This window comes from Pseudomonas sp. KSR10, assembly GCF_022355455.1.
GTDB lineage: Bacteria > Pseudomonadota > Gammaproteobacteria > Pseudomonadales > Pseudomonadaceae > Stutzerimonas > Stutzerimonas stutzeri_E.
This window is the reverse complement of the sequence record NZ_JAKOEN010000011.1, coordinates 84,778-107,224: the sequence shown is the minus strand read 5'-3', so window position 1 is coordinate 107,224 and position 22,447 is coordinate 84,778. Positions and strand designations below refer to the sequence as shown.

Below are 22,447 nucleotides of genomic sequence, written 5' to 3'. Positions count from 1 at the left end.
CGGTATCTTAGTCGGCAACCCGATCGCGGCCCTGCGCCTTGGCCCGATAGAGGGCCTCGTCGGCGCTGTGCAGCAAGAGGTCGAAATGATCCATGGTTTCGGCATCGAGTGCGGCAACGCCAATGCTCAGCGTCACCTGTGACGAAACCGGTGAGTCGCCATGGGGCAGGGCCCGCTCGGCCAACCGTTGTTGCAGGCGTTCAGCCGCGCGCCTGGCACTGTCCCGATCCGAGCCTGGCAGGAGCACCACGAACTCCTCGCCACCCAAGCGCGCAACTAACTCGCCGGCCCGACCAAAGGTGTTCGTCAGGGTCTCGGACACGATCTGCAAGCAGCGATCACCGGAGGCGTGGCCGTGGGCATCGTTGTAGCGCTTGAAATGGTCGACGTCGCACATCAGCACCGCAAGGGGCTGGCCCAACCGAAGCGCACGACGAAATTCGACCTCCTTGATCTCGTCGAAATGTCGACGATTGGCCAGCCCGGTCAGCGGGTCGCTGCGCGACAGCTCTTCGAGCAACACGTTGGCGGCACTCAACTCGATGGTACGTTCTTCGACCAATTCGGCCAGGCGATCTCGATGCGCGGCTAGCGCCAGCTCATCCAGATGTTGTCGTTCGAGGTATGCCGAAAGTTTCGCCTGCAGGCCGTTGACGCCGGATTCCAGCAGGCTCAGCTCATCGTGGCGCTTCAAGGGGCGCTCGAGTCGCAGGGTCTGATCCAGATTCTCAGGCGTCAGGCGAGTCAGGTGACGGGCAATCCGGCGCACATGCAGAGTGACGCTGCGATTGAACATCCACATGATCAACCCGGCCAGCAAAAGCGACTGAATGATCTGGGTGATGACAATGTTGGTGATCTCATCAATCAACCGCTCCCAGAGCAGTCCTTCATTGCCTTCCAGCTTCAGCTCGCCCACCGTCTCAAGGGCCCCCGGATAAGGCTCGTACGTCAGGGAATGCTGCAACGTCGGCGCTCGGTGCCGAACCTGCTGCTGCGCGCGCTCGCGCTGAATGATTTGCGGCTCGCGCCCGGCACGGATGATCTGCAATTCGACGCGACCGACCGGGGCTGCCTTGGCGACGCTGTCGATCTGCGTCCGCAGTGCATCGCTGTCCATCTCCCAGATCGCCTTGGCCAGGTTGCTTTGAAACACCTGGTCGATCAGCACCAGCTCCGCATTCATCGCCGCCAGGCTGGTCTGCCAGGCCGACCAGGTCCGCACCCCGACAGTGACCAGCGTAAACAGCAGGCAAAAACCGAGCGTGGCCAGCACCAGACGACGTCCGAGCGAGCCAGTCCGTCGCTGCAAAAGGGCTGCGGGGTCAGGACTGTCGTGCGCGTTCATTTCAGCCATTTAGCGGCGATCGCGTCATAGCGACCATCAGCGCGTACACGCGCCAAAGCCTGGCGGAACTGCTCGACGCGCTCATCCGAGGTTTTGCGGCTGAACGCCAAACACAGTCCATTGGTGCCACCGAGGTCGTCCAGGCTTAACTGAGGGACGGCAGCTTCGTTTGGATTACCGCTGCCCTGGCGCACCAGATAGTGGGCGTTGAGCTCGTTGGAAATCCATAGATCTACCCGCCCGGCCTTGAGCTTCTGGTAGTTGTGTTCGTATTTATTGCTCGACTGCAGATTGCGCCCCACGGCAAAGCCGTTGCTGATCAGATACTGCTCTCCGACATCCTCCTTGACCGTAGCGATCTGATATTGCTTTGCGTCCTCAAGGCTCTTCAGATTGAAGTGCATGCCAGGTAGCGAGAACAGGTACCAGCGCGTCGGCGCGATGACGCCCACCCACTTGAACAGCGCCTCGCGCTGCGGAGTTCTGGCAATTGAATAGATCAGCACGTTTTCGGTATTGAGCGCGATGTCATAGGCGCGCGCCCAGGGCATCGATTGGATGTGCGCGGTTTCCCCAACCTCTTCCAGAACAGCCTCTACCACCTCGGTACCCATGCCGGTCAGCTTGCCGTCGATGGTCATGTTGTAGGGGGGCAGCTCTTCGGTGACCGCGGTGATTGCATGGGCATAGGTGAGCGCGCTATAGGCCCCGGACACTAGCAGGACAAGGGCGACGCTCAGATCGCGGAGACAGGACGAACGCATGCAGTGTCCTCGGAGGGATCAAGGAACCCGGGCCGGCATCGGGGGCAGGCCACTAGAATCAATCAGATACCCCCTTTGTCGGCGCCAGCCCATCACACTTGAGCAGATGGGCGTGCCCGTCCACAGCTCTCCGACGTATGGCGAGCCCGATGGGGGCGGGAATGTGGGGGAAGAGACGCCGCTCACATGGCGTAGATCGCCGGGCCAGCTTGTTCAATCGTCAGCCGGGCTATATTACGCGTTACGCGGCACGCCCGCGGTTCCCGCTCAGGGCCGCTGTCGCTTGTGCTCGAACGCCTCTACACAGGCAGGCGCGTCATAGAAGCGAGGCGCACCACCGGCCCGGTTGCCGTTTTCACCGGCGGTCCTGCGCCGACACTCGGTCTCGGCGCGACTGTTGCGGGTCGTTCTCATGCAGTCCTGAAACGCCGCTTCGCGCAGCGGCGCCAGCTTCGCCTCCCGGGCCGACTCGCAACGTTGGTCGAGCTCGGCCTGGCGCATGTCGAACGCCTCCCTGTCCTTCTGGAAACCGGCCTGCGCCTGTGTCACTAACACAGCCAGCAGCACCGTAGCCAACAATCCCTGTTTCATCGAATCGCTCCTTTGAATACCGGTGGCGAGCATGGCGCGGCGGTGGCGGCTTAACAAGCAGCCGCGAGATGTGGCCGCGGGCAAAAGTCTTACGGCACACCTTCCGAGCATTCAAACCCGCGCCCGCACCTGCCGCGGGCTGATGCCGAACTGGCGTTTGAATGCCGTGGCGAAGTTGGCCGGACTGTTGTAGCCGGCGCGCCAGGCGGCCTCGTTGACGCTGGCACCTTCGCGCTCCAAAGCCTCCCGCGCCAGCTGCAGCCGGCGGGCACGCTGGTACTCGAACACGGTCATGCCCTTGAACAGGCGAAACTGCCGCTGCAGCGTGGTGGCATTGACGCCTACCTCCCGGGCGATGCGCTCCAGCGTCCAGTCGTCAGCCTCACCGCTGTCGAGGAGCGCAAGGAGGCGTTGCAGACGGCGGTACTCCTGCGGGCGCAGGCCCTGTTCCACCGACGCCGAGCGATCACCCAGGCTGATCAGTGCCTCGCAGGCGATATCCAGTGCGCGGCTTTCCAGGTACAGGCCCTGAAGCAGCGTGTCGTAGCCGGGCGGGTTGAGCATCTGGTCGGCCAACGTCAGCAGCCGCGCCGAGGGCATCCAGACACGCGGCGCCAGGTGGCTATCCATGAAGCGACGGATCGCGCCATCGCTCGAGCCGACACCCTCCCCGCGCCCTTCGAACCAGTCCGGCGTCAGGCTCACCACCAGCTTGCGGATATGACTGCCGCGGCGCGCCTGGCGGCGGAACAGCACCGGTTCGTTCATCGAAACCGCCACGCCCTCGGGTGCCTGCCGCGACGCCGGCTGACCGAGCGTCAGCGGCAGATCGCCATAGCTGACCCGGCTCTGGCCCTGCAGAAAGAGCACGAACGATACCCGCGGACCAACCACGTTTTCGGTGACGAAATCCTGCAGCTCTTCGCAATCGGACCAGTGCAGCGACAGGCCATCACGCAGCTGCGCCCACTTCACTCGGCCGTAGAGCAGGCGGTCGTCATCCTCGTTGGACAGGCGCAGCCCCGGCCTGCTCATGGCCGGCAACTCATCGCCACGAATGATGTGATCAGCTTGATTCATGCGGCGCTGCGCCTCGAACTGACGGGATTGCAAAGCAAATGTTCGGCCCCGCAAAGGTTCGCGAAGCGACTGGGTGGCAGACTACGCGTCGACATCTTTTGATGCAAATAATTATCATTAAGCAGCGCGAACGTTTGCCAACACGTCGCCGCCGCTGCGACAGGAGCCGCCCATGGACAGAATTCTCCGCACCTCAAGCCTCAGGCCATTGCTGCTTGCCGGCCTGCTCGCCCCGTTTCCGTTGAGCGCCCTGGCGCAGAGTGTCGCCGCTCAGGCCGAACCGGTGCAGCTGGAGAGCATCACCGTCGAAGGCAACCGCCTGTACGACATGCCGTCTTCGGAGCAAAGCGGCGGCTACACCGTGCCGGCCGCCACCGTCGGCACCAAGACGCCGGCCGAACTGCGCGACATCCCGCAGTCGATCAGCGTGTACACCAGCGATTACATCCGCGACCGCCAGTTCGTGAACCTGGATGACCTGGCTAAGTACTCCACCGGCCTGCGCACCCTGAGCAACGACAGCGGGCGCTCGTCGATCTATGCACGCGGCTACGAGTACGACGAATTCAACATCGATGGACTGCCCGCGCCGATGGCCAGCATCAACGGCACGCTGCCGTCGCTGTCGCCGTTCGATCGGGTCGAGGTCATGCGCGGGCCGTCCGGGCTGTTCAACAGCACCAGCGAGATGGGCGGCATCGTCAACATGGTGCGCAAGCGCCCGACTCGCGAGGTCCAGGGCAGCCTGACCGGGCGCTACGGCAGCTGGGACACCCATTACCTGGAAGCGGACCTGTCCGGCCCGCTCGACGAGCAGGGGCGCGTGCGCGGCCGTACGGTCATCTCCCGCGCCGACACCAACGGCGAGGTCGACTACAACGCCAACACCAGCGAGAGCTTCTATGGCGCACTGGACATCGACCTGTCCGACGCCACCGTCATGTCTTTCGGGCTGATCCACCAGACCAAGGACATCCTTCCGCACAACGGCTATCCGGCCGCCATCGACGGCAGCCTGGAAGACTTCAGCCGCTCGACCTACCTGGGCGCCGACTGGGGTGATTTCGACAGTCGCGGCACCGACGTCGTCGCCGAGCTGACCCATCGCTTCGACAATGGCGGCTACGGTCGCGTGGCGGTGCGCGGCTCCAGGCGCGCGACCGATTACCTCTATGCCTTCACCGCGCGCAACGTCAACAGCGGCGCCACCAGCCTGGCCTACACCGCCCGCGATCTGGAGCAGGACACCCTCGCCGTCGATGCCAACTACAGCCAGCCGTTCGAGCTGCTCGGGCAGGTCAGCGAGTTCGTCATCGGCAGCGATTTCAAACGCTACGAGACCGAGTACGCGGACGCCCGCGGCAATCTCGGCGCCATCGACGTCGCCAGCTACCAGCCGGGCGACACCAGCAAGCCGAACGTCACCTTCGGCACACCGACCGAAACCGATGAGCGCGAAGCCGGCCTCTACGCCAAGCTGACCTTCCGCCCGATCCAGCGCCTGGCGCTGATCGGTGGCGCGCGGGTCAGCAGCTTCGAAGGCGAGAACAGCAGCGCCACGCAGGATGTGCGCGAGTCCGGCTATATCACGCCCTACGGCGGCCTGGTGTTCGATCTGGATGACCAGCACTCCCTCTACGCCAGCTACTCGCAGGTATTCAAGCCACAGAGCGAGGCCGGTGCCGACGGCCGCATCATCGACCCGCGCGAAGGCGAGCAGTACGAGGTAGGCATCAAGGGCAGCTATTTCGGCGGCGACCTGAACGCGCGCATCACCGCCTTCCAGCTCACCGACGAGAACCGCGCGGCCGGCGCCATCGATGACAGTGGCGCGCCGATCAGCGGCGTCTACGAGGCCACCGGCAAGACCCGCATCCGCGGTGGCGAACTGGAAATCAGCGGCTACCTGACCTCCGACTGGGAAGTGCTGGCCGGCTACACCTACATGAAGACCGAGAACCTGGCCGGTGACGACAACGCGCTCTTCGCGCTGATGCCCCAGCACCAGGCCTCGCTGTGGACCAAGTACACCCTGCCCGGCGGTGCCCTGCGCGGCCTGGGGATCGGTGGTGGCGTGACCGCGATGAGCGACTACTACATCGAACGCGCCGGCAGCCCGCGCCTCAGCGCACCGGGATATGCAGTGGTGGATGCCAAGTTGTCCTACCCGATCACCGACAAGCTGACCGGCACCTTCGACGTGAACAACCTGCTCGACCGCAAATACGTTTCGCGAGTTGGCAGCGTCGGCACCTTCAACTTCTACGGGCCGTCACGCAGCTTCACGGTGGGCGCCCGTTACGAGTTCTGATCCACCTGGCCGCCTGCGCCCGTAGGCGTCGGCGGCTGACTTCCGGAGATCACCATGCCCCATTTTCACGCCCAGGTGGCGACACCCCGCGCGTCCCGCAACATGATGCGGCTGTGCAAACACTTCGCGCACAAGGCCGAAGTCCAGCTGGATGAGCGTCAGGCGCAGGTCGAATTCGCCTTCGGCCAGTGCCGGATGCTCGCCGATGACGAGCGACTGCTGATCGACTGCCAGGCCGAGGCCGGCGAGGCGGAAAAGCGCCTGCGCTTCGTCATCGACGACCACCTCCATCGCTTCTCGGGCGACGAAGCACTGAAGGTGAACTGGCTGGACGGGCCGCTACCGCCAAGCCACAGGCAGGCCGAGCCATGAAAGGCGCCCTGCTCGCCTTGCTCGCCATTCTGGGACTTGCCGCCGTACAGGCACACGCCAGGGAACAAGCCGGCTGGCAGCCAGTTCAGCTACCGCACAGCAGCCAGCGTGACCTGCATTCGCAACGCACTGGCAAGGACTACCGCATCTTCGTCTCGGAGCCGCGACACGCGCCACCGCCGGGTGGCTATCCGGTGCTCTATGTGCTGGATGGCAACGCCCTGTTTCCGGGGTTGGCGATCCAGGCCCAGGCCCTAGAGGATCGGCCCGCCCCTAATCTTCGCGATTCGGTACTGGTGGTCGGCATCGGCTACACCGGCGAGGCCCTGTACGACTTCAAGGCGCGTGCCGAGGATTACACGCCCAAAGCCGACGATCGCCAGCGCCTGCCGGGCCGCGAACCACCGCCATCGGGCGGTGCCGATGACTTTCTGGCCTTTATCGAGCACGAACTCAAACCCGTGATCGCCAAGCGCTACCCGGTAGACGCCCGACGGCAGACCCTGTTCGGCCATTCCTACGGCGGCCTGTTCACCCTCTACACACTGTTCACCAATCCGCAGGCATTTCAGGGCTATGTGGCCGCCAGTCCGTCGATCTGGTGGTACCAGGGCTATGTCGAACGCACACTCGCCGCATTCGAATGGCAGCTCGCGGACCAGCCTGTCGCCGCGCGCCTGCTGGTCACCGCTGGCGGTGCCGAAGAGCCCGCGGCGGATGCCGACATGGACGACCCGCGCCAGCGCCATATGGCCGAGCGGCGCATGGTCGGCAATGCCCGGGATCTGGTCGACCGTCTGCAGCGGCTGTCCGGCCACGGCCTGAACAGCGCATTCCAGCTGTTTCCGGGAGCCAACCACGGCACCAACGCCGCACACAGCTCGGTCGTGGCACTGGTGTTGGCGGCCGCGATCGGACGCCAGCCATCCCGCGATCAGGACGACTGAAGATGACGAAAGCGACGAGAACCGACCGGTCAGCCGGCCAGGGCAAGTGCAGGCAAATGTCCGATGCTAGAGTCGGCGCTGCCTTTTCCATCACTGGAGACACCATGCGTCCTCTTTTCAATGCCCTGCTGCTGGCCCTGCCACTCTCGCTCTCGTCACTGGCCCTTGCCGCCGAGTCACCCGCCGGCCGCTGGCAGACCATCGATGACGAAACCGGCAAGCCCAAGTCCATCGTCGACATTCAAGAGGCCGCCGACGGAACACTGAGCGGTAAAGTGGCGGACATCCTGCAATCGGACCATGGTCAGAATCCGATATGCAGTGCCTGCGACGGCGAGCGCAAAGACCAGCCGATCACCGGCATGACCATTCTCTGGGGTCTCAAGCCCGACGGCGAACGTGTATGGACCGGCGGCACCATCCTCGATCCAGCCAAAGGCAAGACTTACCGCGCCAAGGTGACGCTGCTCGAAGGCGGAGATAAGTTGGAGATGCGCGGGTACGTCGGCATTGAAGCGCTGGGCCGCACCCAGACCTGGGTTCGCCAGTAAGCTTAAACCTCTACCGGGGCGTCCTGGCAGGCCCCCTGGCTGGCGGCTCGGCGCGACCGGCTCGGGGTAGCCGAACATTCGGTTGTTTGTAAGCACCCCGTTCCGTTACTGGCGCGGGGCGCTTGGATGATGGCAGATGGTCGGTGAAGCAGGCGCCGGCGACGATCAATAAACGCCATCCCGCCCGAAGCCCGGTATATACAGTTCGGCCGCCGCCTTGCGCACCGGCGCGATCTGTACCGGCTCGTCTTGTGCTGTGTCGGTCACGGCATCACCGCCGAACACCTGCATGAGCGTTGGCTGCGCCAGGAGCGAAGCGAGCGCCGCCTGGCCTGCTTGAGTGTAGTCGTAAACACGGTCCGACCCGCTGGCCTGTGCCGTCGCCAGGCGCTGTCCGGATTGGTCGATCAGCTCCGCACGTAGCGAGTAGGTCAGGATTTCTCCAAAGGCGGCTTCGCTTTTCCATTCGTGTACAAAGACGGCAAGCAGCAAGGTTTCCGATTTCGATGCCTTTCGTGCGTCTGCCTCAGCCAAGTGCGTCGAGACGCCCTTGCGCTCGAACCCACCGACCAACGCAGCTTGCAGATCTTCGGCCAATGGCAGACCCGAGCGGGTGTTCACGTCGTAGGGGATGTAATAACTGCCGCGCACAAGGCCAACGAAGGTGCCTTTCTTGTTACCTGATAGCACGTACGGTCGTGCGTCCGTCACCTGCACTTCGACCGCCTGGACGGGAGCGGCTGAAAGGGTCGGATAGCTATGTGCGTAATCGGCCTTTCGACCGTAGGCACAACCACTGAGCAAGACAAAAGCAATCGCGAGCGCAACAAGACGAGACATGGGGAAAGGCATCCGTTCGATGATTACAGACGACATGCGCTGACTTGCTTGTCAGCACGGGTCAAAGAGGGGCGCATACTTGCGGATAACACTGTGATACTCAATCGCCACTAGTCGGTGAGTCCAGGCGCGACGTGATTGTGGTCACAGCTGAAACAATGCCCATGGCGTGCCGTATTTTCCGGCTACAGCACCCCTAGGGCCCGCTGCCCAACGCTCAATTCACACGGAAATGTCCCGTCAGCGTCTGCAGTTCATGGCTGAGTTCCCTGAACTGATCGAGCGAGTTTGTCGTTTCTTCCATCGTCGTGAACGACAGGTCTGCGACGTCCCGGATGCTGATGACACTGCGATTGATTTCTTCGGCCACAGCGGTCTGCTCCTCGGCGGCCGTGGCGATCTGCTGGTTCATCTGCTGAATGATGGATACCGCGGCGGCGATCTCGCTCAGAGCGAGTGCCGTCTGGTTCGCGTCGGTGGCGGTCGACTGGACAAGATCGTTGCTGTGCTGCATCTGCCGCACCGACACCTTCGCGCCGTTCTGCAGCGCATCGATCAGATGCTGGATTTCGGCCGTCGATTGCTGGGTGCGTCGGGCGAGCGAGCGGACCTCATCGGCCACCACGGCAAAGCCCCGCCCTTGCTCGCCGGCGCGCGCCGCCTCGATGGCGGCGTTCAACGCGAGCAGGTTGGTCTGTTCGGCAACATTCTTGATGACGTCGAGCACAGCGCCGATGTTTTGGCTTTCTTCGCTCAGCGCATCGATGCCTCGGACCGCTTCCTGGACCGAGTCGACCAATTGAGTCACCCGCTCCAGGCTTTGTTTGACCATCGCATGCCCGTTGCCAACCGTGCGGTCGGCCATTCGAGTTGAACCAGCCGCCTCCTCGGCGTTGCGAGCCACTTCGTGAACGGTAGCGGACATCTCGTTCATCGCGGTGGCAACCTGATCGATCTCGACTCTCTGCCGCAACACGCCGTCCCTCGCTTTGGCGGTAACGCCCGCGACCTTCTCCGCAGAGTCAGCGATTTGCGTCACCGCGCCCTGCAGGCGGCCTACGATCCCACGCAGGCTCTTCGACATCTCCTGCATCGCCTGCATTAGCTGGCCGAACTCATCACGACGGTTAACCACAATCTGCGCGCTCAGGTCTCCCCGAGCGATTTGATTGGCGGCCTGTATCACTTCGCGCAGGGGGCGGACGATGAGGCGGGTTATCAACAGCGAAGCGAGAATGCCGACGATTAGCGCCAATCCGGAAGCAAGCAAAATCAAGCGGCTGCTCGCGACTAGATCGACCTGCATGGCGTCTTGCTGAGCCTGATAGGCCTTATCCGCAGCCTCAAGCGCGCCTTCCGCACGATTGTTCATTTCAGTGTAAAGGCGGGCACCGTCTTCCAATGCTTGGGTGTAATCCCCCAATCTGTCGTTGAACGACCTGATGTTGCCCACCACCTCGGTCAACACCGCACCGTACATGCCACGGTCCAGCGCCTCCATGAGCGAGTTAGCGAGGTCAAGCGCTGCCTGGGCCTGGTGGATGGTTGTAGCAGACGTTTCGTCGCTCTGCTGCAGGCGTTGGCGGGCTTCATTCAGTGCAGAAAGAATCAAGCTGTACAACTGAGCGATCTGCTGGCCCTGGCCGACCATTTCGGCGCCTTGCTGCCCCAGGGATTCCTTTAAATCATAGAGGCCGTCTTCCACCAGCCCACTCTGCAGGATATCGAGACTGTTGGAAGCGCTCACCACTGACCAGTAGGCGGAGTCGAGCGCAATGGCCTTGGCGTCTGAAACCTGCACGAAACGGGTGAATGCATCTTGGTATTCAGCGAGCGCTAGCTCAACGCTGGTGAGGCCCTCTTGCTGGGCCTCACCAAGTTGCGACTTGAGTTCCGCGACGTTGGCCAGGGTAGTGGCGACTTTGTCGTTGAGCGCCTTTACATGCTTAGCGTTGCCGCTTGCGGTGAAATGCTGCTCGATGCTGCGGATGTACAGGACCTCGGTTTTTATCGACGACACGCGCTTGAGTTCGTCGAATCGCATATCTACCGAACGCAAGGCTGTCAGTCCAACGACGGCGACCACGGCGGTTAACAGCAAGACCAGGCCGAAACCGAGGGCGAGCTTCGTGGCCGTTCCCAAATTGGCCAGTCTGGCCGTTGCGAAACCGAGCATCGTCATCTTCCATTCGAGGTGTGGCAAATGAAATGGCCACTGGCCATAGATGTCTGTCTCTCACTCTGTCGACCGCATGGCAATTGTTTTTAGCTGGACTGCCTGAATCGGCTTCAAAGGGGTCGTTTTCTAGAATGGCGGTGTCGTTTGGAGTAATAGGGCCGACACGACTTCACGGAAGGTCTAGCCATATCGAGCACTTCGGCCTCCCGCCGCCCCCGCCCCGCTCGACGCCCAAAAGCCTGCTCTATCTCCTTTTTGAATCGCTGTTTCCAATGCGACGGCACCCCGGGCAGCAGCAGCCTTGCTCGATGCCGCATAGGGCTCTCCTCTCCTCAGGTGAGCCCCAGGTCAACCACGTTCACGCCTGCAAAAAGGCGGGCTATCGCCTGTTAGCTTTCCTTCATTACGAAAGGTAACAGGCCGCACGGCGGCTATCGGCCCACGCCGTATCGGGATACTGGACCGCCTGGCCGAGCGCCGCGTCCGTTCGTATGCGGTTGACGCCTAATTAGTGGAAGCCAATGACGCACCGAATATCGCTGTGACCGGTCCGCCTTCGCGGTGAGTGACCCCTTTGAGCCAGGTGGCAACAATCTGCGGATTGGCTTTGATCCATTGCTTGGCGACCCGCCGACGATTGGTGTTGCTTTCCTGCACCGCGCTCATCAGCTCACTGACCGACGCGATGGTGAACGTCATGTTGCTGAACAGCCTTGCAAGGTTCTGGCAGTCTTTAGAGAAGCCGCCGCGCGCCACCGTATTCACTTGTGCGGCACCGTAGTTGGGGCCGAAATAGGCGTCGCCGCCTGACAGGTAGGACAGACGAAAGCGTTTATTCATAGGGTGCGGCTCCCAGGCCAGGAATACCGCAAACTGGCCCAGGTGCTGGGCGCGCTCAACGTAATTGAGCATTTCGTTTTCATTGGACTCCACCAGGGTGAAACCCTTCAGGCCGAAAACATTGTCCTTGATCATGCCCTGCACCATCTTGTTGCCGCCGTTCCCGCGCTCGAGCCCATAGATTTTCCCGCCGAGCTCTTTTTCGAAACGCTGGATATCGGCGAAATCGTGCAGCCCGGCCTCGTAACCTGGCTGCAGTACGGCCAGGGTATAGCGCACGACAGGCAAATTCGTTTGCAGCTTTTCGATCAGCCCCGCGTCCAGATGCGGCTGGGCCAACGCGGCCTGCGCTGGCATCCAGTTGCCGAGGAACACATCTACCTTTCCCTTTGCCAAGCCAGCGTAGGTTTCTGGAAGCGATAGCCGCGCGACATGCGTGCGGTAGCCTAGCTCGCCGAGCAGAAGCCGCGTGACGGCTGTGGTCATGGTGATGTCGGTCCAGCCGACGTCGGACAACCGGACCTGCTCACAGCGCGCTGTTTCGGCAGCTTGCAGGTTCCCGGCGCAAGTCAGGGAAAGCGTGAGCATCCAGCCCATTAAACGTTTCATAAAGTCCACCTGCCTTCTGTGACGGTCTGATTCTGGGAATTAACCACCCAGCGATGGCTAACAGCCACGACTGAGCAAATACCAGACCACGGCCATGTGCGTAGCGTCTCATTCCTGACTCATGGGGCTCGGACCGCTGAAATAGTGGAAGGAAGCATTGAGATAACCGCGAAGGCTTTAAAGAAATGCGTCGGGCTTGCGACGGCTGCGTTCCGCGTCACTCGGCAGGCAGGTTCATGCTGACGCGGACGATGGGGTTAATCGGCGCAACAGGGGCAAATCAGCAGATTGGAGCGGGGCAATTGCGACATATCCATTGGCGCGAGGCCGGCGACTATGCCGCAATGTTCGTCTGGTCGGTCGGCTCGTTATCGTGCCGCTGGCAGGCCGTTGAAGAGCGTAGGCGAGGTAGCCAAGGATAATACCGATGGCGGCCCGCAAAAACAGGCGAGAAACGCAGCGCAGCGAAATACCAGTCAACGGCTCCGCGCTGCAGCGCGTTAGTCGCGAGCGACTTGCCGAGCCTGTGTTTACGCCCTGTCTTTTATCAAAAGGGCCAATGCAGGTAGTTCTTTCACCGACCTGTCAGGGCCACTGCATTTCACCCTTTAGCACCTTGGCGCTCAGCTCGAGGCTGCTGGCGTCGAGTAATGCCGGGTATTTGGCTTTCATCGCCGCGATCAGGCTTTGGCTGTCCTTGGCTTTCGGCAGCTCGGCTTCTAGGGTCAGCAGATAGTCGCGGGTGAAGCGCAGGTCGTCGAGGTTCAGCTTGGGTTGGCCCAGGTAATGGCCAGGGACCAGCATGGTCGGTTGCAGGGCTTCAAGCTCGTCAAGGGACTTGAGCCAGGACTGGCGCGCTTCGACAGTCTGCGCATCGGCAATCCAGGGATGGATGTTGGCGTAGGTGAGCACCCCGCCGACCACGGTTTTGATACTGGGAATCCACAGGCTGGTGTGCTTGGGGTCGTGGCCGATCAGCTGCAAGCTCTGCCCTTCCAGGGTCAGGCTATCGCCCTGCAGAACTTCCGGCACCAGGGTGCGCTGCGGCGCGCTGTCCTTGAGGATCGGGCCCCAGTACGCCAGTTTGGGCGCGCGGCTTTTTTCGATATGGGCGACGGTCTCCGCCGTCGCCAGCACCTTGGCCTCGGGGTAGGCGCGGGTCAGGGTATCGAGGCCGAAGTAAAAATCGGGATCGCCGTGGCTGATAAAAATGGTGGTCAGGGTTTTGCCGCTGGCCTGGATGCGTTCGACGAGCTCCTGGGCTTCGCGAGTGGAGAACTGCGCGTCGACCAAAATCGCGTCGCGCTCGCCGCTGATCAGCGTAGACGCGACTGGAAAAACGGCACTTTCGCCGGGGTTGTACACCTCGACGCTGAGCGGTTGCGCCAGGACGGCGCTGGCACCGGCGAGCAAAGCAGCACCGGCGAGAAGTTGGCGAACGATACGGGTTGGGAACATGAGAGCCTCCGTTTTTGAGTGACGGAGGGATATTAGTTGCTTTAAATGGCTCAAAAAGCCCCTTAATTCGCGCATATTTGTTGCGCATATCGAGCGAATAATGGATCGACTGACGGCAACCCGGGTATTTGTCGAAGTGGTGGACAGAGGCAGCCAAACAGCGGCTGCCGAGGCGCTGGAAATGTCGCGGGCGATGGTTTCGCGCTATCTCGCCGAACTGGAAAGCTGGGTCGGCGCGCGTCTGTTGCACCGCAGCACGCGCAAACTGAGCCTGACCGGCATTGGCGAGCAGCTATTGCCGCAGTGCAGGGAAATGCTCGCCGTAGCCGAAACCATGCAGGGCATCAGTTCGAGTAGCGATATCGCCCCACGTGGCAACCTGCGTATCGCCTGCAGCCAGTCATTCGCCCAGGCCTGGCTGGTGCACCAGCTCAACGCATTTATGGCTATGTATCCGCAGGTCGATTTCGATCTGCTGATCGACAGTCAAACGGTCAATCTGGTGGAAGCGCGGGTCGATCTGGCGTTGCGCATCACCAACCAGCTCGACCCCAATCTGATCGCCCGCCAGCTCGCCGTATGTCGTTCGGCGGTGTGCGCGACACCGACCTATCTCAAGCGCCATGGCACGCCACAGCGGCCTACGGATCTGGCGCAGCACAATTGCCTGAGCTACGCCTATTTCGGCCGCAGCATCTGGGAGTTCCAACGCGCCGGCGAGCCCTTCGCCGTGGCCGTCAGAGGTAACCTCAGCGCCAACGAGTCCATGGTGCTGCTGGAGGCCACGCTGGCCGATGCGGGTATCAGTTTGCAGCCGCTTTACTCAGTTAGCGCGCTGCTGCGTTCCGGGGCACTGGTGCAGCTACTGCCCGAGTACGAACCGCAGGAACTGGGTATCCATGCGCTCTATGGCACACGCCGGCAAATGCCGCCAGCACTACGCGCCTTGCTGGATTTTCTGATCGAGCGGCTTGCTGAACAGCCGGACTGGGATCGCTGAGCGAGGCCGGGAAAATAATGCCGAGCCGGCTAAGCCTTAGCGGTCGATATAGCCAGTTGCGACCCTCTCATACTTGATCTTGCCAGCCCGAACGCATGCTCTTTCGCCTGGCCGCCGCGACTGACTACTATCGGACGACGTATCAATTCAGGACACTTCACTCATGCATCAGGCCACCGCACATCTACTGCAACGCTACTACGATGCCTTTAACGCCGGCGACATGGATACCTTTCTCTCGCTGCTGACGGACGATGTCATTCACGACATCAACCAGAGTGGACGTGAGGTCGGCAAGGCGGCCTTTGCGAAGTTCATGGAGCGCATGAACCGCAACTACCGGGAGACTATCGTGGACCTCTCCATCACCACGAATGAAGCCGGCGACCGAGCAGCGGTCGAGTTCACGGTCATCGGGGAATACCTGGCGACCGATGAAGGGCTGCCCGAAGCGAAGGGCCAGACTTACCGCCTTCCGGCTGGGGCTTTCTTCGTGATCAGAGACGGCCAAGTGGCGCGGGTCACCAACTACTACAACCTTGAAGACTGGATCGCTCAAGTTTCCGTGTAATGGCCAAGTTGATCTTCCGGCGCTTGTCTGGCGCAGCGCTTCATCGGTTCATCCCTGAACTGGCTCGGTTACGCATGCGCGTGTTCCGCGACTTTCCGTACCTGTATGACGGTGCCGCGGATTACGAGGCGCGCTATCTGCAAACCTACATCGAAGCACCGCACAGTGTGGTGGTGCTGGCATTCGATGGCGACAGGGTCGTAGGTGCGTCTACCGGGTTACCGATGTCCCATGAGACGGATGAAGTCCAGCAGCCCTTCCGCGAGGCGGATTACAACATTGATGAAATATTTTACTGCGGCGAATCCGTGTTACTGCCTGAATACCGCGGGCAGGGGGCGGGAGTGGCGTTTTTTGAACAACGTGAGCTGCATGCGCGCGCCATTGGCGGCATGAGGTATTCCTGCTTCTGTGGGGTGGAGCGGCCCGCTACCCATCCTGCTCGCCCTGCCGATTACCAGCCACTGGATGAGTTCTGGCGTCATCGTGGGTACAAAAAACACCCGGAGCTGACGACGCACTTCAGCTGGAAAGACCTTGGCGATGGGCGGGAGTCACTCAAACCCATGATCTTCTGGATGAAACATTTGCAATGAGCGCGTTTAAGCTGGCGACAGCCCAGTACGATATCGGTTTTTTTTCACACTGGGATGAGTTCGCTGAAAAACTGGAGACCTGGATCGCCAACGCCGCGCAGCAAGGCGCCAAACTGTTGGTGTTTCCCGAATACGGCAGCATGGAACTGGCCTCGCTGTTCGGCGAGGCGGTTTACAGCGACCTGCAGCAGCAGCTCCGTACGATGCAGACCTTGCTGCCGAAGTGGCACGAAATACACCAGACCCTTGCCAGCCGCTATGACGTCCTGATTCTGGCAAGCTCCTTCCCGACTGAATTGCAGGCTGGCCGTGTCGTAAACCGGGCAACCCTGTTTGGCCCGCAAGGAAAGCTAGGGCATCAGGACAAACTGATGATGACTCGCTTCGAGACTGAGCAATGGCGTATCAGTGGTGGCAACCACATTGAGGTAATCGATACCGAACTGGGCCGTATCGGCATCCTGATTTGCTATGACTCTGAGTTTCCTATGATTGCGAGCCAGCAGGTTGCAGCCGGAGCAGATTTGCTGCTGGTTCCCAGCTGCACCGATACCCAGGCGGGTTTCCATCGGGTACGTATCGGCTGCCAGGCCCGCGCGCTGGAACATCAATGCTATGTGGTCCAGGCGCCCACCGTCGGCCATGCCCCCTGGTCCGAAGCGGTTGACGTCAATACTGGCCGCGCCAGTGTCTACACGCCAGTCGATTACGGCTTTCCCGACGACGGCATCCTGGCGGAAGGCACGGACGACGAGCCCCGCTGGGTCTTTGCAACCGTCGACCTGCGCGAGATCGCCCGCATTCGCGCCGAGGGCCAAGTCTTCAACCATCGTGACTGGCCGAAGCAATTTGCATTGAAGGGGCCGGAGCGAGGGAAGCTCTAGTTATCGCGAACTGCAATGATGAGCAGGCCCCTGATCTCTATACGGGGGGAAAGGCGAAACGACTAACGTCCAGCCGGGAATTACAGACAGCAAAAAGGCGCCCTAAGGCGCCTTTTCGTTGTAGCTAAGCCGGAATCAAGCCTTGGCTTTCTTCGCAGCGCGGTTACGCTCGCCTTCGTCGAGGATCTTCTTGCGAAGACGGATCGACTTCGGGGTCACTTCGCACAGCTCGTCGTCCTGGATGAATTCCAGAGCCTGTTCCAGCGTGAAGCGGACCGGCGGAACCAGGGCGATGGTTTCGTCCTTGCCCGAAGCACGCATGTTGTCGAGCTTCTTGCCCTTGGTGGGGTTCACGCCCATGTCGTTGTCACGGCTGTTCAGGCCGACGATCTGGCCGTTGTAGATTTCCTGGCCATGCTCGACGAACAGCTTGCCGCGCGCCTGCAGAGTTTCCAGCGAATAGGTCAGCGCCTTGCCGGTTTCGACCGATACCAGTACGCCGTTCTGACGGCCGGACATGTGGCCGGACTTCATCACGTCGTAGCGGTCGAAGATCGAAGTCAGGATGCCTGCGCCGTTGGTCAGGGTCAGGAACTGGTTACGGAAACCGATCAGACCACGGGCCGGGATGTTGTACTCCAGGCGAACACGGCCCTTGCCATCCGGCACCATGTTGCTCAGGTCGCCCTTACGCAGGCCCATCTCTTCCATCACCTTGCCCTGCGCTTCTTCAGGGATGTCGATGGTGACGTTCTCGAACGGCTCATGCTTGGCGCCGTCGACTTCACGGATGATCACTTCTGGACGGCCCACGGCCATTTCGAAGCCTTCACGACGCATGGTTTCGATCAGCACCGACAGGTGCAACTCGCCGCGACCGGAGACTTTGAACTTGTCAGCCGAGTCGCCTTCTTCGACGCGCAGGGCCACGTTGTACAGCAGCTCCTTGTCCAGGCGCTCCTTGATGTTACGGCTGGTGACGAACTTGCCTTCCTTACCGCAGAACGGCGAATCGTTGACCTGGAAGGTCATGGATACGGTTGGCTCGTCAACGGTCAGCGGCTTCATGGCTTCGACGTGGTTCTGGTCGCACAGGGTATCGGAGATGAACAGTTCATCCATACCGCTGATGCAGACGATGTCGCCAGCGGTGGCTTCGTCGACGTCGACGCGGTGCAGACCGTGGTGGCCCATCAGCTTGAGGATACGGCCGTTACGCTTCTTGCCATGCATGTCGATGGCAGTGACCGGGGTGTTCGGCTTGACGCGGCCACGGGCGATGCGGCCTACGCCGATGATGCCGAGGAAGCTGTTGTAGTCCAGTGCGGAGATCTGCATCTGGAACGGGCCGTCGATATCGACCTGCGGGGCCGGTACGTGGTCGACGATGGCCTGATACAGCGGGGTCATGTCTTCGGCCATGTCGGTGTGGTCCAGACCGGCGATGCCGTTCAGGGCCGAGGCGTAGACGACCTGGAAGTCTAACTGCTCTTCGGTGGCGCCCAGGTTGTCGAACAGGTCGAAGATCTGATCCAGCACCCAGTCCGGACGCGCGCCCGGACGGTCGACCTTGTTGATCACCACGATCGGGCGCAGGCCGGCTTCGAAGGCCTTCTTGGTCACGAAGCGGGTTTGCGGCATCGGGCCGTCCTGGGCGTCGACCAGCAGCAGCACGGAGTCGACCATCGACATCACACGCTCTACTTCACCGCCGAAGTCGGCGTGGCCGGGGGTGTCGACGATGTTGATCCGGTATTCGTTCCAGCGAATGGCGGTGTTCTTGGCCAGGATGGTGATGCCGCGCTCTTTTTCCTGGTCGTTGGAGTCCATCACGCGCTCGTCGTTGAGCTCGCCGCGCTCCAGGGTGCCGGACTGACGCAGAAGCTTGTCGACCAGGGTGGTTTTGCCATGGTCAACGTGAGCGATGATGGCGATGTTACGTAGATTCTCGATCACAGTAGTGGTCTCGTAGTTGGGTCGGGCGGTGGAGCGGATGCGTTCAGCGCCCTACGCGAAAAATCGGTTTGATAAAAGCTGACAATTGACGAGGTGTCGCGGCCGTTACAGGCCGCGGTGCGGGTCGGGAGGGCGGTGACGGATACTGCCGCCATTCAGCCCGGGCATCTTATGCCGGACGATAAACGCGCACATTGATATGCCCCTCGCTCAACAAATGATGAGCATGCAGGCGGCTCATGACACCTTTATCGCAATACAGCAGGTACTGGCGATTCACGTCCAGCTCCTTGAAGCGGTTGTTGATCGCATAGAACGGCAACGTTTGCACTTCGATGCCATCCAGCTGCAGGGGTTCGTCCTCGGCTGCATCGGGATGACGGATGTCCAGCACCACCTGGCCTGCAGAAGCCTCGGCGACTTCTTCGACTTGCAGGTCCTGGCCCAGCTCGTCGATCACCCGGTCGATGGCGACTTGACGGGCGTTGGCCATGGCACGCTCGAGGACTGCCATGTCGAACTGTTTCTCTTCGTGTTCGATACGGTAGCGCTTGGCCTTGGTGGTCGGATTCTTCGAGATCACGCCACAATATTCGGGCATGTTCTTGGCGAACTCGGCCGTGCCGATTTCGAAAGCGGTGTCGATGATGTCCTGCTTGTGGCTCGCGATCAGCGGGCGCAGCACCAGCATGTCGGTGGCCGAATCGATCACTGACAGGTTCGGCAACGTCTGGCTCGACACCTGGGAAATCGCCTCACCGGTCACCAGTGCATCGATGTGCAGACGCTCGGCAATCTCGGTCGAGGCGCGCAGCATCATGCGCTTGAGCACCACGCCCATCTGGCTGTTGTCGACCTTCTCGAGAATCTCGCCAACGACTTCTTCGAAGGGCACGCTGATAAACAGCACGCGATGAGAGCTGCCGTACTTCTTCCATAAATAGTGGGCGACTTCCATCACACCCAGCTCATGGGCACGACCGCCGAGGTTGAAGAAGCAGAAGTGCGTCATCAGTCCGCGGCGCATCATCTGGTAGGCGGCCACGGTGGAATCGAACCCACCGGACATCAACACCAGTGTTTGCTCCAACGCACCCAGCGGATAGCCGCCAATGCCGTCATGCTGGGCATGCACGATGAACAAGCGCTGGTCGCGGATCTCCATCCGCACTTCGATTTCCGGCGCTTTCAGCGAAATGCCGGCGGCGCCGCAGTGCACACGCAGCTCACTGCCGACATGACGCTCGACGTCCATCGAGCTGAACGGATGCTTGCCGGCACGCTTGCAGCGCACGGCGAATATCTTGCCGGCCAGCCGGTCGGCGAAGTGCGCCTTGCATTTGTCGACGATGTCGTCCAGACCGATCAGCGGGTACTCATGCACTTCCAGGCAATGGGCGATGCCCGGCGTGCAGCGGAGGCGCTCGATCATTTCCTTCAGCAACTTCGAATCGCTGAGCGCCGTTTCCACCTCGACGTTGTCCCACACCCCTTCCACCCGCAAGTCGGGATCGAGGTCGCGCAGCACGGTGCGGATATTCTTCGCCAACTGGCGAATGAACCCCTTTCGCACCGGCGGGCTCTTGATGGTGATTTCTGGGAATACTTTGACGATCAGTTTCATGGAAAACAGCGCAAGCGCCGGCAAGGCGTAAAAAGAGGGGGGCGGAGTATATCGGAAATTGATCAAGCTTTAGTCAGTTTTCTCAATGCCACACGAGTTGCACCAAAACAGGACGACGCCACTCCATATCGCACCACTATGGGGCGCAATAATGAGAATACGGCTGGCCAAACGCCCCAAGTTGTCAGGGAGCCGCCGTTTTCAGGCGTCCGGACCCATCACGGAGCACTGGCATGCAATTTGCTCCCTTGTGAGGCAGGTCGCCTTGACGGAGTATCCCCGCTCGGCTTCACCCCTAGATTTCGGAAGCTTTGTCTGCCAACGCTTCCACCACTTGGAGAGCACCATGTCGAAGTCGCTTCAACTGATCAAAGATTACGATGTGAAGTGGATTGATCTGCGCTTCACCGACACCAAAGGCAAGCAGCACCACGTGACCGTTCCGGCGCGTGACGCTCAGGACGAAGACTTCTTCGAGCACGGCAAAATGTTCGACGGCTCGTCCATTCATGGCTGGAAGGGCATCGAAGCCTCCGACATGATCCTGATGCCGGTCGATGAAACCGCCGTACTGGATCCGTTCACCGAAGAGCCGACCCTGATCCTGGTCTGCGATATCGTCGAGCCGAGCACCATGCAGGGCTACGACCGCGACCCTCGCTCGATCGCCAAGCGCGCCGAAGAATTCCTCAAGTCGACCGGTATCGGTGACACCGTATTCGTTGGTCCGGAGCCTGAGTTCTTCATCTTCGACGAAGTGAAGTTCAAGTCCGACATCTCCGGCTCGATGTTCAAGATTTTCTCCGAGCAAGGCTCCTGGAACACCGACGCAGACATCGAAGGCGGCAACAAGGGCCATCGCCCGGCCGTCAAAGGCGGTTACTTCCCAGTTCCGCCGTGCGACCACGACCACGAAATCCGTACCGCCATGTGCAACGCCATGGAAGAGATGGGCCTGGTCGTTGAAGTGCACCACCACGAAGTGGCCACTGCCGGCCAGAACGAAATCGGCGTCAAGTTCAACACGCTGGTTAACAAGGCTGACGAAGTTCAGACCCTGAAGTACTGCGTACACAACGTCGCCGATGCCTACGGCAAGACCGCGACCTTCATGCCGAAGCCGCTGTACGGTGACAACGGTTCGGGTATGCACGTACACATGTCCATCTCCAAGGATGGCAAGAACACCTTCGCAGGCGAAGGCTACGCCGGCCTTTCCGATACCGCCCTGTATTTCATCGGCGGCATCATCAAGCACGGCAAGGCGCTGAACGGCTTCACCAATCCGTCGACCAACTCCTACAAGCGTCTGGTTCCGGGCTTCGAAGCACCGGTGATGCTGGCCTACTCGGCCCGCAACCGCTCCGCCTCGATCCGTACCCCGTACGTATCCAGCCCGAAAGCCCGCCGTATCGAAGCGCGCTTCCCGGACCCGGCTGCCAACCCCTACCTGTGCTTCGCCGCACTGCTGATGGCTGGCCTGGACGGCATCCAGAACAAGATTCACCCTGGCGATGCAGCTGACAAGAACCTGTACGATCTGCCGCCGGAAGAAGGCAAGCTGATCCCGCAGGTGTGCGGCAGCCTGAAGGAAGCTCTGGAAGAGCTGGACAAGGGCCGTGCATTCCTGACCAAGGGCGGCGTGTTCTCCGACGACTTCATTGACGCCTACCTCGAGCTCAAGAGCGAGGAAGAAATCAAAGTCCGCACCTTCGTGCACCCGCTGGAATACGACCTGTACTACAGCGTCTAAGCCAGTCCGCATGATAGAAAAGGCCTCCTTCGGGAGGCCTTTTTTATATCTGCGATATCGCAGGGCAGGACAACATGCGTTTGCGCTGCGACCGGCGGGCATCGATCGCAAATCGCAACGTTGGCACTTGCCTGTCCACCAACACAGTGCAAGGCTTCCCGCATTCACTCCGC

19 protein-coding genes are annotated in these 22,447 nt (G+C 61.0%); 9 read left to right on the top strand and 10 right to left on the bottom strand.

The window, feature by feature from the left end; translation table 11 throughout:
• Nucleotides 1-7: 7 nt before the first annotated feature.
• The 4 genes from MCB86_RS04315 to MCB86_RS04300 all read right to left on the bottom strand — a co-directional run bounded on the left by MCB86_RS04315 (nucleotide 8) and on the right by MCB86_RS04300 (nucleotide 3,783).
• Nucleotides 8-1,357: a diguanylate cyclase gene (locus MCB86_RS04315; protein WP_155397583.1), complete on the bottom strand. Its 1,350-nt coding sequence runs from the start codon at nucleotides 1,355-1,357 to the stop codon at nucleotides 8-10.
• Entirely contained in the window at nucleotides 1,345-2,112 is a 768-nt protein-coding gene (locus tag MCB86_RS04310; RefSeq protein WP_045160265.1) for a transporter substrate-binding domain-containing protein, read from the bottom strand. The genes MCB86_RS04315 and MCB86_RS04310 overlap by 13 nt, the downstream gene beginning before the upstream one ends.
• A gap of 267 nt (nucleotides 2,113-2,379) precedes the next feature.
• Nucleotides 2,380-2,703 (bottom strand): hypothetical protein, encoded by a 324-nt coding sequence (locus MCB86_RS04305; protein WP_052679263.1) that lies wholly within the window; start codon nucleotides 2,701-2,703, stop codon nucleotides 2,380-2,382.
• A gap of 111 nt (nucleotides 2,704-2,814) precedes the next feature.
• The gene (locus MCB86_RS04300) at nucleotides 2,815-3,783 is read right to left on the bottom strand and encodes a helix-turn-helix transcriptional regulator (protein ID WP_239609987.1); all 969 of its coding nucleotides are present in this window, start codon (nucleotides 3,781-3,783) and stop codon (nucleotides 2,815-2,817) included.
• A 172-nt stretch (nucleotides 3,784-3,955) separates the two neighbouring features.
• Between MCB86_RS04300 and MCB86_RS04295 the strand changes: the two genes are divergently transcribed.
• The 4 genes from MCB86_RS04295 (at nucleotide 3,956) to MCB86_RS04280 (ending at nucleotide 7,964) form a co-directional block, all read left to right on the top strand.
• Nucleotides 3,956-6,094 (top strand): TonB-dependent siderophore receptor, encoded by a 2,139-nt coding sequence (locus MCB86_RS04295; protein WP_045160263.1) that lies wholly within the window; start codon nucleotides 3,956-3,958, stop codon nucleotides 6,092-6,094.
• 54 nt (nucleotides 6,095-6,148) lie between these two features.
• Nucleotides 6,149-6,466 (top strand): DUF2218 domain-containing protein, encoded by a 318-nt coding sequence (locus MCB86_RS04290; protein ID WP_045160262.1) that lies wholly within the window; start codon nucleotides 6,149-6,151, stop codon nucleotides 6,464-6,466.
• The gene (locus tag MCB86_RS04285) at nucleotides 6,463-7,413 is read left to right on the top strand and encodes an alpha/beta hydrolase-fold protein (RefSeq protein ID WP_045160259.1); all 951 of its coding nucleotides are present in this window, start codon (nucleotides 6,463-6,465) and stop codon (nucleotides 7,411-7,413) included. Before MCB86_RS04290 ends, MCB86_RS04285 begins: the two co-directional genes overlap by 4 nt.
• A 104-nt stretch (nucleotides 7,414-7,517) precedes the next feature.
• Nucleotides 7,518-7,964, top strand: coding sequence for a DUF2147 domain-containing protein (locus MCB86_RS04280; protein ID WP_239609985.1), 447 nt, complete (start codon nucleotides 7,518-7,520; stop codon nucleotides 7,962-7,964).
• Nucleotides 7,965-8,129: 165 nt separating this feature from the next.
• On the opposite strand, the gene MCB86_RS04275 is transcribed toward MCB86_RS04280, so the two are convergent.
• From MCB86_RS04275 to MCB86_RS04260, 4 genes are all read right to left on the bottom strand, one after another.
• Nucleotides 8,130-8,840, bottom strand: a complete 711-nt coding sequence (locus MCB86_RS04275; RefSeq protein ID WP_239609982.1) for a hypothetical protein — start codon at nucleotides 8,838-8,840, stop codon at nucleotides 8,130-8,132.
• A gap of 181 nt (nucleotides 8,841-9,021) precedes the next feature.
• Complete coding sequence (locus tag MCB86_RS04270) at nucleotides 9,022-10,980, bottom strand: methyl-accepting chemotaxis protein (RefSeq protein ID WP_239609980.1); 1,959 nt, start codon at nucleotides 10,978-10,980, stop codon at nucleotides 9,022-9,024.
• 507 nt (nucleotides 10,981-11,487) lie between these two features.
• On the bottom strand, nucleotides 11,488-12,420 hold the full coding sequence (locus MCB86_RS04265) for a glycine betaine ABC transporter substrate-binding protein (RefSeq protein ID WP_239609978.1): 933 nt from the start codon (nucleotides 12,418-12,420) through the stop codon (nucleotides 11,488-11,490).
• 597 nt (nucleotides 12,421-13,017) lie between these two features.
• Nucleotides 13,018-13,890 carry an MBL fold metallo-hydrolase gene (locus MCB86_RS04260; protein ID WP_239609977.1) on the bottom strand — a complete coding sequence of 291 codons (873 nt, stop codon included), beginning with the start codon at nucleotides 13,888-13,890 and terminating at the stop codon, nucleotides 13,018-13,020.
• 100 nt (nucleotides 13,891-13,990) lie between these two features.
• Here MCB86_RS04260 and MCB86_RS04255 point away from each other — a divergent pair, with 100 nt between their 5' ends.
• The 4 genes from MCB86_RS04255 (at nucleotide 13,991) to MCB86_RS04240 (ending at nucleotide 16,941) form a co-directional block, all read left to right on the top strand.
• Nucleotides 13,991-14,890: a LysR family transcriptional regulator gene (locus MCB86_RS04255; RefSeq protein ID WP_239609975.1), complete on the top strand. Its 900-nt coding sequence runs from the start codon at nucleotides 13,991-13,993 to the stop codon at nucleotides 14,888-14,890.
• Between the two features lie 163 nt (nucleotides 14,891-15,053).
• Entirely contained in the window at nucleotides 15,054-15,461 is a 408-nt protein-coding gene (locus MCB86_RS04250; RefSeq protein ID WP_045160245.1) for a ketosteroid isomerase-related protein, read from the top strand.
• Nucleotides 15,461-16,057, top strand: coding sequence for a GNAT family N-acetyltransferase (locus MCB86_RS04245; protein WP_045160244.1), 597 nt, complete (start codon nucleotides 15,461-15,463; stop codon nucleotides 16,055-16,057). Before MCB86_RS04250 ends, MCB86_RS04245 begins: the two co-directional genes overlap by 1 nt.
• Nucleotides 16,054-16,941, top strand: coding sequence for a carbon-nitrogen hydrolase family protein (locus tag MCB86_RS04240; protein ID WP_045160242.1), 888 nt, complete (start codon nucleotides 16,054-16,056; stop codon nucleotides 16,939-16,941). Before MCB86_RS04245 ends, MCB86_RS04240 begins: the two co-directional genes overlap by 4 nt.
• Nucleotides 16,942-17,076: 135 nt before the next feature.
• Here the strand turns inward: MCB86_RS04240 and typA are convergent, their stop codons facing one another.
• Together typA and thiI are read right to left on the bottom strand one after the other, a co-directional pair.
• Nucleotides 17,077-18,897 carry a translational GTPase TypA gene (gene typA / locus MCB86_RS04235; RefSeq protein ID WP_239609972.1) on the bottom strand — a complete coding sequence of 607 codons (1,821 nt, stop codon included), beginning with the start codon at nucleotides 18,895-18,897 and terminating at the stop codon, nucleotides 17,077-17,079.
• Nucleotides 18,898-19,066: 169 nt separating this feature from the next.
• Nucleotides 19,067-20,521 (bottom strand): tRNA uracil 4-sulfurtransferase ThiI, encoded by a 1,455-nt coding sequence (thiI, locus tag MCB86_RS04230; protein WP_239609969.1) that lies wholly within the window; start codon nucleotides 20,519-20,521, stop codon nucleotides 19,067-19,069.
• A 346-nt stretch (nucleotides 20,522-20,867) separates the two neighbouring features.
• On the opposite strand from thiI, the gene glnA reads away from it, so the two are divergent.
• Nucleotides 20,868-22,274, top strand: coding sequence for a glutamate--ammonia ligase (glnA, locus tag MCB86_RS04225; protein ID WP_239609966.1), 1,407 nt, complete (start codon nucleotides 20,868-20,870; stop codon nucleotides 22,272-22,274).
• The last annotated feature ends 173 nt before the right edge of the window (nucleotides 22,275-22,447 follow it).